Annotated in this window: 13 protein-coding genes; 8 read left to right on the forward strand and 5 right to left on the reverse strand. The window is 68.4% G+C overall.

From position 1 onward, the window contains the following. Window positions 1-60: 60 nt before the first annotated feature. On the forward strand, window positions 61-1,335 hold the full coding sequence (locus ACFVYF_RS26375; protein WP_389459215.1) for a transcriptional regulator: 1,275 nt from the start codon (window positions 61-63) through the stop codon (window positions 1,333-1,335). On the opposite strand, the gene ACFVYF_RS26380 is transcribed toward ACFVYF_RS26375, so the two are convergent. Then, window positions 1,316-1,978, reverse strand: a complete 663-nt coding sequence (locus ACFVYF_RS26380; protein ID WP_389459217.1) for an HAD family hydrolase — start codon at window positions 1,976-1,978, stop codon at window positions 1,316-1,318. The two genes, ACFVYF_RS26375 and ACFVYF_RS26380, sit on opposite strands and share 20 nt — an antisense overlap. Before the next feature lie 304 nt (window positions 1,979-2,282). Continuing rightward, window positions 2,283-5,444 (reverse strand): DUF3427 domain-containing protein, encoded by a 3,162-nt coding sequence (locus ACFVYF_RS26385; RefSeq protein ID WP_389459219.1) that lies wholly within the window; start codon window positions 5,442-5,444, stop codon window positions 2,283-2,285. 158 nt (window positions 5,445-5,602) lie between these two features. On the opposite strand from ACFVYF_RS26385, the gene ACFVYF_RS26390 reads away from it, so the two are divergent. Further along, window positions 5,603-6,115, forward strand: coding sequence for a YDG/SRA domain-containing protein (locus ACFVYF_RS26390; RefSeq protein ID WP_389459221.1), 513 nt, complete (start codon window positions 5,603-5,605; stop codon window positions 6,113-6,115). 93 nt (window positions 6,116-6,208) lie between these two features. On the opposite strand, the gene ACFVYF_RS26395 is transcribed toward ACFVYF_RS26390, so the two are convergent. Both ACFVYF_RS26395 and ACFVYF_RS26400 read right to left on the reverse strand, forming a co-directional pair. Then, a complete protein-coding gene (locus tag ACFVYF_RS26395; protein ID WP_389459222.1) occupies window positions 6,209-7,225 on the reverse strand; it encodes an SEC-C domain-containing protein in 1,017 nt (338 codons plus the stop codon). 238 nt (window positions 7,226-7,463) lie between these two features. Beyond that, window positions 7,464-7,898, reverse strand: a complete 435-nt coding sequence (locus ACFVYF_RS26400; RefSeq protein WP_389459224.1) for a DUF3592 domain-containing protein — start codon at window positions 7,896-7,898, stop codon at window positions 7,464-7,466. A gap of 183 nt (window positions 7,899-8,081) precedes the next feature. On the opposite strand from ACFVYF_RS26400, the gene ACFVYF_RS26405 reads away from it, so the two are divergent. Genes ACFVYF_RS26405 through ACFVYF_RS26415 form a run of 3 tightly spaced genes read left to right on the forward strand, consistent with a single transcriptional unit; the run spans window position 8,082 to window position 10,614 of the window. Further along, window positions 8,082-8,873 carry a class E sortase gene (locus ACFVYF_RS26405; protein WP_389459226.1) on the forward strand — a complete coding sequence of 264 codons (792 nt, stop codon included), beginning with the start codon at window positions 8,082-8,084 and terminating at the stop codon, window positions 8,871-8,873. Between the two features lie 11 nt (window positions 8,874-8,884). Next, a complete protein-coding gene (locus ACFVYF_RS26410; protein WP_389459229.1) occupies window positions 8,885-9,091 on the forward strand; it encodes a DUF3311 domain-containing protein in 207 nt (68 codons plus the stop codon). Beyond that, window positions 9,088-10,614, forward strand: a complete 1,527-nt coding sequence (locus ACFVYF_RS26415) for a sodium:solute symporter (protein WP_389459231.1) — start codon at window positions 9,088-9,090, stop codon at window positions 10,612-10,614. The genes ACFVYF_RS26410 and ACFVYF_RS26415 overlap by 4 nt, the downstream gene beginning before the upstream one ends. Here the strand turns inward: ACFVYF_RS26415 and ACFVYF_RS26420 are convergent. Next, window positions 10,583-11,974: an MFS transporter gene (locus ACFVYF_RS26420; protein WP_389459233.1), complete on the reverse strand. Its 1,392-nt coding sequence runs from the start codon at window positions 11,972-11,974 to the stop codon at window positions 10,583-10,585. The genes ACFVYF_RS26415 and ACFVYF_RS26420 overlap by 32 nt on opposite strands. Window positions 11,975-12,086: 112 nt before the next feature. On the opposite strand from ACFVYF_RS26420, the gene ACFVYF_RS26425 reads away from it, so the two are divergent. From ACFVYF_RS26425 to ACFVYF_RS26435, 3 genes are all read left to right on the forward strand, one after another. Continuing rightward, complete coding sequence (locus ACFVYF_RS26425) at window positions 12,087-12,614, forward strand: winged helix-turn-helix transcriptional regulator (RefSeq protein WP_389459235.1); 528 nt, start codon at window positions 12,087-12,089, stop codon at window positions 12,612-12,614. A gap of 133 nt (window positions 12,615-12,747) precedes the next feature. Next, window positions 12,748-13,065 (forward strand): DUF6412 domain-containing protein, encoded by a 318-nt coding sequence (locus tag ACFVYF_RS26430; protein ID WP_389459237.1) that lies wholly within the window; start codon window positions 12,748-12,750, stop codon window positions 13,063-13,065. Between the two features lie 106 nt (window positions 13,066-13,171). Next, on the forward strand, window positions 13,172-13,957 hold the full coding sequence (locus ACFVYF_RS26435) for a YidC/Oxa1 family membrane protein insertase (protein WP_389459339.1): 786 nt from the start codon (window positions 13,172-13,174) through the stop codon (window positions 13,955-13,957). Window positions 13,958-14,062 lie beyond the last annotated feature (105 nt).

The following is a 14,062-nucleotide window of genomic DNA, read 5'->3' on the forward strand; positions in this document are numbered from 1 at the left end:
GATGCCTTGTGTCGGACTTACTGTGGGACGGTCGGTGCAGTCTCCCTAAGGAGGGACCCCATGGCTCGCCCTAGTGGCAACGTCCGTCTGAAGGCCGCTCGTGTGTCGGCAGGCTTCAACTCGCAGCAGGATCTGGCCGACGCTCTGACGAGAACGGCCGGCCAGTTCGGCATGCGTGGGTTGTCGATCGGCGTGCGTCAGGTCAGGCGCTGGGAGTCGGACACGCCTCCGTGGCCACAACCGGACTGCCAGCGGATCCTGGTCCATTTGCTGGGACAGGACATGGAGTCCCTCGGCTTCACGCCTCCGTGGGGCTCCGAAGGGGTGCAACCCGACCGCCTTCGTCGCACACTCGTGGCCGGTGGTGCAGCCGCCGTGGGCCTCGCAGCAGTACCAGGGCGGACAGCTGCCACGAGGCAACCCGCCACGGCCGGGGCGGACTTCGAAGCGGTGACTCGATCGCATCGACGTTTGTACTGGACCGTCGCCCCGGCCAAGTTGCACCCCGCCGTGCTCGCACATGCCGCCTTGGGATGCGCGTTGCTGCCGGAGACGGAAGCCTCCACACGCCGTACAGTCGCCGCGGCACTTGCGGAGTCCTACCTCTTGGCGGGGCGGATCGAGTTCTTCGACCGCCGGGAACCGGGCAGCGCGAACGACACATTCCTTTTGGCCCTTCAGGCTGCGGGCGAGGCCGACGACCCGCTGCTCGGTTCGGCAGTCATCGCGCACATGGCGTTCGTCCCCGGCTGGGCAGGTGATCTGGACGGGGCCCTGGAACGAATGGTTGCCGCCCGCACGTACGCCCGTCGCGCCCCCGCCTCAGCGGAGTTCCTTGCGTGGCTCGATGCCGTAGAGGCGGAATGCGAGACCCGGTGCGGGGACACACGAACGGCGCTGCACTTGATCGGTCACGCCGAGGACGTGCTCACCACGGGTGGTGAGCATCCATCCCCTCTGTGGATGGACTGGTTCTCTCCAGCTCGCCTGGCGGCTTTCAAGGGGAACACTCAGTTGGTTGCCGGACATCTTCCTCAAGCCCGAGAGACGCTGATGAGGGTTCTGGAAGAGATGCCCGCAAGCGAGGACAAGCAACGGACTGTCGTATTCAGTGACTTGGCCGCCGTTGAAGCCGCGTCCGGCAATCCGGAGAAGGCGTGTGACTACGCGGGCCGAGCCCTCGACCAGCTCGGGCTCACCTGGTACGCGACCGGCATGGACCGCGTACGAGAAGTTCGGCGCACGCTCACTCCGTATCAGCACGAGCGCTGCGTTCGCGATCTCGACGACCGCCTCTACGGATGGTCGACGACAGTCAGCGCGCTGAGCCGTTGAAACCGATGATCAGGCCGGAGAGTTCGAGGAGGCTGCCGACGCGGAAGGTGGGCACCTCCCGAGCCTCGGCGCTGGTCCACTGGATCGTTGCCCACGGCCCGCGGCGGATGAGCGCGGCATGTATGCCAGCCTCGACTGCGGGGCGAATGTCGTTGTCGCAACGATCTCCTACGTAGAGAATCTCGTCGACGTCGAACGGCACCACGTTGGCCACGCGCTTGAAGAACTCGGGGTCGGGCTTGCTTGCGCCCCAGTCGTCCGAGGTGCCGATCAGATCCACGGCATCGGAGAACAGCGAACGAAGGATGTGCCCTGCTCGCACGGTCTGGTTGCCTGCGATGCCGAGCCACAGTCCGTCGGCACGCAGTTGCGCGAGGGCTGGGCGGACATCCTCGTACAGGTCCTCCTCGCCGAACGTCTCCGGCTGCCCGGCGGCGGCCCGTCGGTCCCGCTCCTCGTAGAGATCGAAGCCAGGCTGGAACTCCTGAAAGGTCTCGCGGTAGTCGCGTCCTTGGGCGATCACTGCACCGAACATCGCGTGGAAGGTATGCCGCGGCACCCCCATCCAGTCGGCCCAGGTCCCGTACTCCCGGGTCTCGTCCACGAGGCATTCACCGACGTCGAAGACCACTGCGCGAATCATGGAGGCAGGGTAGCGAGGCGCAGTACTGAGGTGTCGACCTCGTCGCCGCGACGGCCTGGTGGACCACTGCGCATGGTCGAGGCCCGGACGACTGCTGAACCGGGCCCAGACGCCCTATGAGGCCGAGGCGGCTTGGCCGCCGGCCTCCTCCGCTCAGTGGTGCCGCATGCTGGCACGAGAAGTGTCAGCCTGGCGCGCCAGTTTTCCCACCTGTGTCTCGAAGTGGAGCCTGCTGCCGTGATCACACCAGACACGACAAGATCGTCTCACCCGTGACCAGCAGTTACGGGACAGCTAGTCGGAGTCACCCGGCTGCGATAGCCGAATACGTCCAGACCTCCGCCGGCATCTGGTGCTTCAGGTTCCACGTAATCGACATCGGCTTGCTCCCCGTGTGCTCGACATACTCGGCAGGGCCAAGCAGCATCCATGGCTGAGCGCCGCCGATGTCAGTGTTCTTGTAGCGGCGGACAAAGAGTAGGACGTGGCTTCCCTCGGCAACATGACGCTGGTAGCGGAGGCCGGTCGGGGACGTCTCCGAGGTCTGGTTCTGTGACTCCCAGTGGAAGAGCGTCTCGTTCAGTGCGTAGTCGTGGTAGCGGGTTTGTGGGGAGAAGTCCTTCTCGTCCTTGTCTAGCGTGATGAGGAGGGCGTCGGTCTTGATCGACTCGCACCACTTCACGCCCTCACGAAAGTCGCCGGGCATGAAGCCGCCAATGTAGGACTGGCCCAATGCTGGGAGGATCTCCTCACGGCTGTACGAGGCGTGCACGGTGAGGGGGATGCCACTCTGACCGCCTACTCCAAGAAGGGGGATGGGGACGTGCTCAGTGTGGGCGAGGTTGTGTTCCAGGACCTGGCGCAGTTCGCTGCGTACGGCGGTTTGGTCCCGCAGAGTTGCAAACCCGGCATCGTAATCTGCGAAGCCTTTGCGGGTGACTCCGCCGAGGGGCCATAGCTGGAAGAAGAGCATGCGAGCGTAGGCCTGCCCCTGCTCGTCGAGCATGCCGTAGTCGGGAGCGTCGTCCTCCAACATGCGTGTGTACGCCGCCACCCGCAGTGGATCGTCCACGTGAAGGAAGGCGGAAATGCGTTTGAGTAGCGGGGCTTCCCCTTCGGGTGCTGCTGCTTTCAAGAGACCAGATCGGCGGAGCAGCCCAGTCCATGAGTTCCCGCTGCCTCGATAGAGCTCTTTGAGTTCGCGGCCGCTCTCGTAGAGGTAGCGGCTGAGCTTCGGCTCGGCATAGTCGGCCACCTCTCGGGCCAGCGCGGTGACATTGACGCCGAGCTGGTCCTTGATGTTGGCGATGATTGTTTTCTTGGCCTTCTCCTCAAGGATGATCTGGCAGCCGGAGGGGAGTTGCGGGAAATCCTGCGCGATGTTGTCCAGTAGTCGCTTGCGAGTCAGGTTGGTCAGGGCTCGGAACTGATTCTCGAATCGGAATTCCTTGCGGTGCTGGCCGATGAAGTCCAAAACGGTCAGCACCGCCTTGTCCTCGGTGCGGCGCAGGCCTCGACCGAGTTGCTGAAGAAAAAGCGTCGCACTTGAGGTAGGGCGTAGCAGGAGCAGCGTGTCTACGTCAGGGATGTCGAGCCCTTCATTGAAGAGATCGACCGAGAAGATCACCTGCAGCGCTCCCGACCTGAGGTCGGCGAGTGCCTGCTTGCGTTGCTCAGCTGGAGTTTCGCCGGACAGAGCAATGGCGTTGAGGCCGGCGGCGCGGAAGCGCTCCGCCATGAAGCGCGCGTGGGTGACTGATACGCAGAAGCCCAGTGCCCGCATGGTGCCTGGCTCGGCGATCTTTTCCTCGACAGCTTTCACAATCAGACGCGCTCGTGTGACGTTGCTGCTGAGCACGTTGTTGAGCGCGCTCGCTTCGTATGCCCCGCGCTTCCACTCCACCGTGCTGAGGTCAGTGTTGTCGCTAATTCCGAAGTAGTGGAAAGGGCTGAGAAGGTCGTTCTCCAGGGCCTCCCATAGACGCATTTCGGCAGCAATCCGGCCGTCGAAGTACTCGTCCTGGATGGTCTTGCCGTCCATGCGCTCGGGTGTTGCTGTCAGCCCGAGCAGCTCTGCCGGCTGGAAGTGATCAAGGATTTTCCGATACGTCGGTGATGTCCCATGGTGGAACTCATCGATCACGATCACATCGAAGTGACGGGGATCGAGTCGATCCAGCGCTCGTGTGTTCAGCGACTGCACGCTGGCGAACACATGCGTCCAACGCTCGGGGATCTCTCCGCTGTGGAGGGGTTCGCCGAAGTTTGGGTCGACCAGGACGTCTTGGTAGGTCCGCAAGGACTGCTGCAAGATCTCCTTGCGGTGGGCGATGAACAGCAGGCGCAGGTCGCGGCCATGCTTCTTTCGTAGTTGTTTGTAGTCGAGTGCCGCCATGACCGTCTTGCCTGTGCCGGTCGCCGCCACCAGCAGGTTCCGGTGCCGGTCATGAACCTCCCGCTCGACTTCCAGTCGCTCCAGCATGTCGCGCTGATGCGGATACGGCCGTACCTCCAGGCCGGACAGGGTGATCCTGCGGTCAGCGGCGGAGGTCGGGGAGCTACCCCCTGCGATTGCCAATGCCTCCGTCAAGCGGATTCCGTCCGCCTCGGGGTCGTACGCCTCGAACGATGGATCGCTCCAGTAGGCCGCAAAGGTCGCTTCAAACTTTCGCAAGACGTCGGGGGTGGCAATGGAAGACAGCCGGACGTTCCACTCCAGACCATCGAGGAGCGCGGCCTTGGAGAGGTTGGAGCTGCCGACGTACGCCGTGTCGTAGCCACTCGTGCGACGGAAGAGCCACGCCTTGGCGTGGAGCCGCGTGGATCGCGTCTCGTAATTGATCCTGACCTCGGCCTTGAACTCCTGTACCAGCCGATCCAACGCCCGCCGCTCGGTCGCTCCGATGTACGTCGTCGTGATGACACGTATAGGAACGCCCCGCTCATGCGCGGCTTTTAGGGACTGCTCGATGATGCGCAGACCATGCCACTTGACGAAGGCGCAGAGCAGGTCAACCCGGTCAGCGGTGGCGAGTTCGGCACGCAGCTCGAAGCCGAGGTTGGGGTCCTCGGGTGCGTTGGTGATGAGTGCGGTGTCGGAGAGCGGGATACCTGGGCGTACGGCAAAGACGCCGGGAGCCTCCTGCCGTGTCAGCGCCAGGAGTTGACGAGGCCCGTCGGCTACCAGGTCCACCCACTCCTGTGCCCCTTCGAGAGTGCTAATGGATTCCAAGATGTGGTTGGTCGCGTGCACCCGCTCCGCGGCTGGCAGGCCTTGCAGGACGCGTCGCACCGTCTGGGCGATGTGTCTGGCCAGAACGTGAGGAACGGACTCGGCTCCCACCATGTCGCTCAGGGGATGCCATCCGAGGTGGGCGAACTCCTTCAACTTCTGCTCGAAGCGCACCGTGATGAGCTCCTCGTACAGCCCCACGGCAGGCGGCGTCAGATCCCCCGACTCGGACACTCTGGCTCCCTTGGTCGCCCGGACAGCTGTGCCCATGTGTAACAGGGGGCACTGACACTCGGATCGAAGGGTTTGATCCGGAAGGCCCATGCGTCATTATCGGTCAACTCTCGCCACAGGTCTGACTTGAGTGATCGACTTCGTCGCAGTATGGGTGCATGGAAATCGAACGAGTCATCGGTCATATCGAGGGTGTAGATCCGGGGGCGGTCTTTCATCGGCGGATAGACGTGTTGCGAGCCAAGTTGCACCGAACCAACCAGAACGGCATCTCTTGGCTGATAGACGAGGACGGCAGCAAAGTGGGGGACGCCATCGTGCTGCACGGCGGGTACGAGGATGACGAGGACCATGGCACGTGGGTGAGATATACGGGTGCCTCGCCTGGCCGGGACAAGACCGAGGATGGGAAGCTGCTGCGTAGCCAGTCATGGACGTATGAGGACAATGCGGCTCTCAAGCTCAGCTTTGATCGCAAATATCCCATTCGTGTCATTCGTGGCTACGAAGGAGATCCTCAGTACTCGCTTAAAGATGACTACAGGTACGACGGCCTGTACGAGATAACGGCCGTCCGTACGGCAGTTTCTAAGTCACTAGCGCCCGATGGCTCTGAAATCAAGATTTGCCAGTTCGATCTGCAGTGTCTTCCTGGAGCTCTCCCGGGATAGACCTTGCAGAGCGCATGGCAGAAGGGTTCGAAGGGGACCAGGGGAGACCTGCGAGCACTTCCGTCATGCCGGTGAGGTGCGTTGAGCTTTCGGTCAGGCGGCCTTCCCGTGGCACTCCCCATACCCCCGCCCCGACCCGCACCAGCAGCCATCCCCCCGCTGCGGGGGCCAGGTGACCGCTCGTCCTCGGGCCGCCAGGGTCGTCGCGTACTGCGGTAGCAGGGTCGCGTCGGCCGGGGATGACGCTTCCGAGGCGGCGAAGGCCTCGTACGACGGGACCGTGCCGGTGACGATGCCCAGGTTCGGGGTGCCGGAGGCGGCGAGTTCGCGGAGGGAGGCCTCTATGGTCGCGAGGTGTTCCTCGTGGGAGGGGTACTCCTCGGAGAGGGTCGGGTACGCCGACAGGAGTTCTGTCAGTTCGGGCGCCGGCCAGTGGAGGATCGCGACCGGGAACGGGCGGGAGAGGGCCTCGCGGGCCGTGGTGAGTTCGGACTGGAGACGGGCGATCTCGGCCTGGAGCTCGGCCGGGTTGTTCGAGCCGAGGGACCAGACCCGCTTGGGGTCGTGGAGCTCGTCCAGGGACACCGGCGCCGTGTGCAGCGTGTCCGCCAGCGCGTCCCACTCGTCGTGACCGAGTCCGAGCATGCGGCGCACCCGGTGGCGGCCGAAGAGAAGGGGATGCGTCGCGTACGGCGGCTCGGACACGCCGGCGAGGAGAAGCTGGGCGCCCTGCGTGAACGTCTCCTGCGCCGCCTCCAGCTCGTCGTGCGACTCCAGGGCCTCCGCCACGATCACCCAGGCCGCCGGGTCCCGGGGGGACGACGCGCGGACGCCCTCGATGATCGCCCTCGCCTCGGCCTCATGGCCGTACTCCCACAGGTTGGCCGCCTTCAGGGCCCGTACCAGGTGAGGGTTCTCCAGCGGAGTGGAGGAGGACAGCAGGCTGTCGTAGAGCGACGTCGCGCGCGGGCGCTCGCCTGACAGTTCGAGGTGGGCCGCAGCCTGCACGAGCAGGTGTTCGGCGTCCTCGGGGTAGAGGCCGGCAGTACGTTCCAGGCGGGCTGCTTCGGCGTTGTGGTCGACGTTTTCGGCAGACGTGTCGGGGCGCATGGGTGACACCGTACTGCCGTTGCCCCACGAAAAAGAGATCCCTGCAGGCCAGGGACGGTCGAGAGCAGGCCGAGGGACAAGAGGAGGGACAGGCCGAGGGACAAGAGGAGGGGGAGGTGGAGGGACGGTGAGGAGGGACGGTGAGGAGGGGCAGGCGGAGAGGTGGACCCCGAGGGGTAGGCCCTACGGATAGGGCCGCGGGGCGGGGCGGGGTACGTCGTCGCAGGCCAGGGACGGATCAGAAGTAGCCGTCCGGCAGCAGTGTTGCGATGCGGATAAGGACCGCCGTCAGCGAACCCGCCCACAGCAGGACGCCGGCCCACACGCCCAGCACCGCCGACCGGTAGCGGTCCGGTGTGTCCAGGGCCACCGAGTCGGGGGCGCCCGGGGTGCACAGGAGCCGCACCCGGCTGCCCTCCGGCAGGGCGTGGGCGCTGACGGTGTCGGGGACCGCCCGCTCGTACTCCTTCCCGTCGTCACCGGTCCAGCGGACGACGGGGTGCAGAGCGGCGTACGTCGCCTCCCGGGACGCCAGGTGACCGGTGACCACGCCCTCCTTGCAGCGGGCGGTGCGGCGCAGCACGTGTTCGGTGACGGCCGTCATGCCCTGCTGCCCCGTTACGGCGAGACCGGCGATGAAGGGGATCAGGGCCAGGAACCAATACGCACTCATGGCTGGGGAGCCTATGCGGCCCGTGAGTTGTGACCGCCCCCGGTACCGGGCACCAGGGCACCAGGGCAGCCGGACACCCTGGCTCCCGCCCCGCCCCGCCTCGCCCTGCCCCTTGAGACTTCCACCCCTGGAGACTTCCGCAAGCACCCCCTATCCTGCGCCCCCGGTGAAGGAGGCGTACGGATGCGGGCTCCCGGGATCGTGCACCACGCCACGCGGCGGCGACGGGCCGCGTACCGGCGAGTGTTGTGGAGCGGCGGCGAGGTGCTCGTCACCGTCGGCGTGGTGCTGCTGCTCCTCGTCGCGCACCAGCTGTGGTGGACCAACCGGCAGGCCAGGCAGGGAGCCGAGCGCAAGGTCGAGGCACTGGAGCGGGAGTGGGACCGGCCGGCCCAGGGCACCCCGAACGGCTCGGCACCCGGTGCAGACAGCGGCACCGGGAAGAGGGGCACCGGCGACAGCGGATCCGCCCCCACCGGCGGGAAGCGCGAGACCACCCCCGCCGCCCCCCAACAGCCCCACTGGTCCCAGGCCTACGCCGTCCTCACCATCCCCCGGCTCGCGCTCCGCGTCCCCGTCGCCGAGGGGGTCAGCAAGCCGAACGTGCTCAACAAGGGGTACGTGGGCCACTATCCGGGGACCCAACAGCCCGGCCGGGCAGGGAACTTCGCGCTCGCCGGGCACCGGAACACCCACGGCGAGCCCTTCCGGTACCTCAACCGGCTCCGGCTCCACGACACGATCCAGGTGGAGACCGCGGCCGCCGTCTACACGTACACCGTCGACAAGACCCTTCCGCAGACCTCGGCGAGGGACGGCGGGGTCATCCGCGCCACGCCCCGCAGCAGCGTGCGGCCCTCGTACGGGTACGACGAGCCCGGGTACTACATCACCCTCACCACCTGCACCCCCGAGTACACCTCCCGGTACCGCCTGGTGGTGTGGGGGCAGCTGCGCTCCATGCGGCCTCGCTAAGGTCCTCTCATGTGAAACCACGTCTCCACCATCTGTGGCTCCTGACGCCCTTCGTCCTCTTCCTCGGGGTGCTGCCGTTCGTGAACCGGGTCGACCCGGTGCTGCTCGGTCTGCCGTTCCTCTTCGTCTGGCTGCTGGGGGCGACCGTGCTCACCCCGCTCGCCGTCTGGCTGACCTGGCGCGGGGACAAGAAGGAGCGGGGGGCCGGGCGGGCATGAGCAACTCCACTGTCGCCACCACCGTGTTCGGCGTCTTCATGGTCGCCACCGTCGCCCTGGGTCTGCTCGCCGTGCGCGGCCGCGGCGGAGGCCAGGGCGGGCTCGCCGAATGGTCGGTGGGCGGGCGCAGCCTCGGGGCCGTGTTCATCTGGGTGCTGATGGCGGGGGAGTCGTACACCAGCTTCAGCTATCTGGGGGCGGCCGGCTGGGGGTACAACTACGGCGCCCCGGTCCTCTACGTCGTCGCGTACATGTCCTGCGGATACGCGGTGGGGTACGTGGCGGGCCCCATGCTCCACGGGTACGCCCGGCGTCACGGCCTCGTCGGCATCACCGACATGGTCGCCCACCGGTACGGCCGCCCCTGGGCCGGAGCGCTGGTCGCCGTCCTCGCCACGGTCTGTCTGCTGCCCTATATCCAGCTCCAGATCACCGGCATGGGCGTGGTCGTCTCGACCATCTCGTACGGGGCCGTCAGCCTCAACTGGGCCTATTTCGTGGCGTTCGCCGTCACCACCGGCTTCGTCGTCGTCAGCGGGCTGCGCGGCAGCGCGTGGGTCTCCGTGCTGAAGGACGTGCTCGTCATCGGGACCCTCGCCTTCCTCGCCGTCTACGTCCCGCTGCACTACTTCGACGGGTACGGCGACTTCCTGGACCGGCTCGTCACACAGAAGCGGGAGTGGCTGACCCTGCCCGGGCACGGCGGCGGCGACAGCGGCCTGGGCACCCCGTGGTTCATCACCACCTCGCTCCTCAACGCGCTCACCGTGGTCATCTTCCCTACCACCGTGGCCGGTTACCTCGGCGCCCGCGACGGGGACGCCCTGCGCCGCAACGCGATCTGGCTGCCCGCGTACAACGTGCTGCTCTTCGTGCCGATGCTGCTGGGCATGGCCGCGCTCTTCGTCGTCCCGGGGCTGACCGGCGCCGGGTCCAACCTCGCGCTGTTCCGGCTGGTCGTGGACTCCCTGCCGGCCTGGGCCGTGGGGGTCATCGGGGTCGCCGCGGCCCTCTCCTCCATCGTGCCGATGGCCGTGTTCATGCTGGTCATCGGCACGATGTGGGGACGGAGCGTGCTCTCGCTCGTGCCCCGGTGGCGCGAGCGGCAGAAGCTCGCCTCGCAGGCCGTCGTCGTGGTCGCCGGCGCGATCGCGCTGATCATGACGTACACGGCGCCCCACACCCTCGTACGGCTGTCGCTCATCTCGTACGAGGGGATGGCGCAGCTCGTGCCGATGCTGCTGCTCGGGCTGGTGTGGCGGCGGTTCACGCTCACGGCGGCGCTCAGTGGGCTGGCGGCCGGCGGCGCACTGGTGTGCTGGCTGGTGTTCAGCGACCGGGATCCCGTGTTCGGGGTGAACGCCGGGATCGTCGCGCTGGCGGTCAATCTCGCGGTCGCGCTCGTCGTGGCGTACACCGGCGCCGGCGCCCGCGGCGACGAGCGGCCCGACGACGAGGTCCTCGCGGTCAGCCCCGCCCCCGAAGCGGTGGTCAGCCCCGGTCCCGAAGCACCAGCACGCTGACGGTCGCCACCGCGGCGAGGCCCGCCGAGACCGCCATGGCGAGGTCCGCGCCGCGGGCGAAGGAGCCCTGGGAGGTCACGAGCGCGATGGTCAGGGCGACCCCGGCGCACGAGCCGATGTACCGGAAGGTCTGCTGCGCGCCCGAGCCCATCGCCGCGCGCTCGGCCGGGACCGCCTCCACGGACAGCAGCGGCAGCGCGGCGTTGAGGAGGCCGCTGCCCACGCCGGCGACCAGCAGCCCCGGCAGCAGGCGTACCCAGGAGCCCGCGTCGACCGCGCCCAGCATGGCCAGCGAGCCGGCGCCGTGCAGCGCGAACCCCAGGGCCAGCTGGTGGCGCGGCGAGACCCGGCCCGCGAGGCGCCTGGCCTGGAGCGCGACCGCGAAGGACAGCCCGGACCACAGGAGGAACAGCCACGCGGTGTCCATCGCCGACAGCCCGAGCGTCTGCTGGAGCAGCGCCGGCAGATAGCTGAACAGGCCGATCACGGCCAGACCCGTGAACAGACCGCCCGCGGACGAGGCCAGGAAGCGCGGCCGCCGGAGCAGACCGAGGTCGATCATCGGCGCCCGGCCGCGCCGCTCGACGGCGACGAAGACGGCGGTCAGCAGCACGGCCGCGGCGAACAGCAGTCCCACCGGCGCGCGCAGCCACCCGTCGCGGCCCAGGGTCAGCGCGGCCACCAGCGACGCCAGCGCGAGGCTGAAGACGAGGGCGCCCGCGAGGTCGGGGCGTCCGCCGCGGGGCGCGCGGGACTCGGTGAGCGCGCGGGCCCCGAGGGCCGCGACGACCAGCAGGGCGGCGCCCAGGATCCCGTACGCGGTACGCCAGTTGGGCAGGGATCCCGCGAGCAGCGGGCCGACCGCGATGCCGCCGCTGACGAACGCGCCCCACACGCCGGTCGCGTGCAGCCGGCCGCGCGGGGTCGGGAAGGCGTGCACCAGCAGGCCCAGGCTGCTGGCGAGGATCGCCGCGCTCGCCGCGCCCTGGGCGATCCGGGCCAGCGTGAAGAGCCAGGTCGAGCCGGCGAGCGCGCCCAGTGCGGTGGTGATGCCGAGGGCGACCGTGCCGGACAGGAAGATCCGGCGGCGGCCGTAGTCGTCCGCGAGGCTGCCGGCGACCAGGAGCAGCGCGGCGAGGCCCAGCGGCGTGCCGTTGAGCAGCCAAGCCTGGGCGGAGACCGAGGTGTGCAGCGCGGCGGCGGTGTCGGGGAGCGTGACCATCGGCGCGGTGTACGTCATCAGGGCCAGGGCGGTGGCGGCGCTGGTGACGGCGAGGGTGGCGGCCCCGCGCGGGGTCTCCCGCGCCGGGGCCGCCCGGCGGGCGGGGGCGGTGACTGCGGTGCGGTCGAGCTGGGACATGGCCTGGCCTTCGATGAGTAGGTTCGGTCAATGAACTGAAGGTATGCGACGAAGGTAGCACCTAAGGTTCGCTCATTGAACCTACGTGTCGAAAAGTGGCTACAGTGGGGCCATGGCTCTGGGCAAGGACTACGCGACGCAGGAGTGCTCGATCGCCCGCGCGCTCGAGGTCGTCGGCGAGCGGTGGACACTCCTCGTCGTGCGCGACGCGCTCTACGGCGTACGGCGCTACAACGACTTCCTCGTCCACCTCGGGATCCCGCGCGCGGTCCTCGCCGCCCGCCTCCAGACGCTGACCACCGAGGGCGTCCTCGAAAAGCGCCGCTACCAGGAGTCGCCGCCGCGCGACGAGTACGTGCTGACGGAGCGCGGCATCGCCCTGTGGCCCACGCTGCGCTCGCTCGGCCTCTGGGGCCGCGAGCACTACTCCGAGACGCAGCTGCGCCACTTCCGGCACGCGGACTGCGGCACCGAGCTGGGCCCGTACGGCGAGTGCCCCGCCTGCGGAATCATCGTCCCCGTCCCGGACGTCGAGATGACGCCGGGCCCCGGACTCGACCCGGACCCGGCGAATCCGGTCAGCCGGGCACTGCTCGCGCCCAGACGCCTCCTTCAGCCGCTCGAGGCGGATCCTGTATAACGGCAGGACCGCTACGCGCACGACGGGACCGACGCGTACGCCACGACCGAGGCGTACGACAGGACCGCACCGCGTAGGGCAGGACCACACCGCGTACGGCAGGACCGCGACGCGTACGAAGGGGGAGCGGCCGATGATCCGGACCTGGGCGAACATGCGCCCCGCCGCGCTGCTGCTCCTGCTTCTCGTCCAGGTGGCCGTGCTCGACAGCGGCAGCCTCACCGCGGCCGTCGCCGTCGCGTTCACCGCCACCGCTGCGGCCGGCTCCGCGCTCGCCGCCTGCGCGCTCGTGGCCTCGCGCTGCGCGCCCGCCGTACCGCGTACGCACGTACGGACGGCCATCCGCGACCGCGAGCACCGTACGGCCTTCCTGCCGCAGCGTGATCCCGACGCATCGGGGCGCAGGCGTCCCCGAGCGCCCGGGCGGGCCCTCCTGACGGCCGCCGCGTAGGGATCCACGCTCAGTTCACCACCGCGTACCCCGCGCGGGCCGTCATGCCGACATCCGTACGTCCGGCACGACGAGACCCCCGGAGGGCTCACCCATGTCCGCTTTCATGTCCGTTTTCGCCAGTCTGGTCGAGCACCTCGCCGACCTGCTCCAGCCGCTGTTCCACGCCTCGGCGGCGGCCGCCGCGATCGTCCTGTTCACCGCGCTCGTACGGCTCCTGGTGCACCCCCTGTCCCGGGCATCCGCGCGCGGACAGCGGGCGCGGGCCCGGCTCCAGCCGCAGATCGCCGAGCTGCGCAAGAAGCACGGCAAGCACCCGGAGAAGCTCCAGAAGGCGGTGCTGGCGCTGCACGCCGAGGAGAAGGTGTCCCCGCTGTCCGGGTGCCTGCCCAGCCTCTTCCAGATGCCGGCCTTCTTCCTCCTCTACCACCTGTTCTCCAGCACGACGATCGGCGGCGACGCCAACGCGCTGCTCGGGCACACGCTGTTCTCGGCCCCGCTCGGGGACCGGTGGGCGGACGCGCTGGGCGACGGCGGGATCCTCGGGGCGCAGGGGCTCGTCTACCTCTGCCTGTTCGCGCTCGTCGCCGTGGTCGCGACCTTCAACTTCCGGCGCACCAAGGCGATGATGGCCGCCGGTTCAGCGTCCGCCGCCACGTCCGCGTCCACGGCGTCCGCCGTTCCGGCGGCGGACGGCACGCAGGTGCCCGGACTCGGCGCGATCAACAAGATCATGCCGTTCATGGCCTTCTTCACGCTCTTCACGGTCGCGGTGGTGCCGCTGGCCGCCGCGCTGTACGTGGTGACCAGCACGACGTGGAGCGCGGTCGAGCGGGCCGTGCTGTACCGCGACATGCCGGGCGCGGCACCGGCGACGGCGGCCCTCGTCTAGGGCCGGTCCGGCGGGCGGACCCCAGGGCCCGTCCGGCGGGTCACGCCGGAGGCGCGGAGCGGTGGCGGTCCAGTCCGTGAACTGGGTATTGCGGACTGGACGCCG

It is taken from the genome of Streptomyces sp. NPDC058274, assembly GCF_042881375.1.
Classification (GTDB): domain Bacteria; phylum Actinomycetota; class Actinomycetes; order Streptomycetales; family Streptomycetaceae; genus Streptomyces.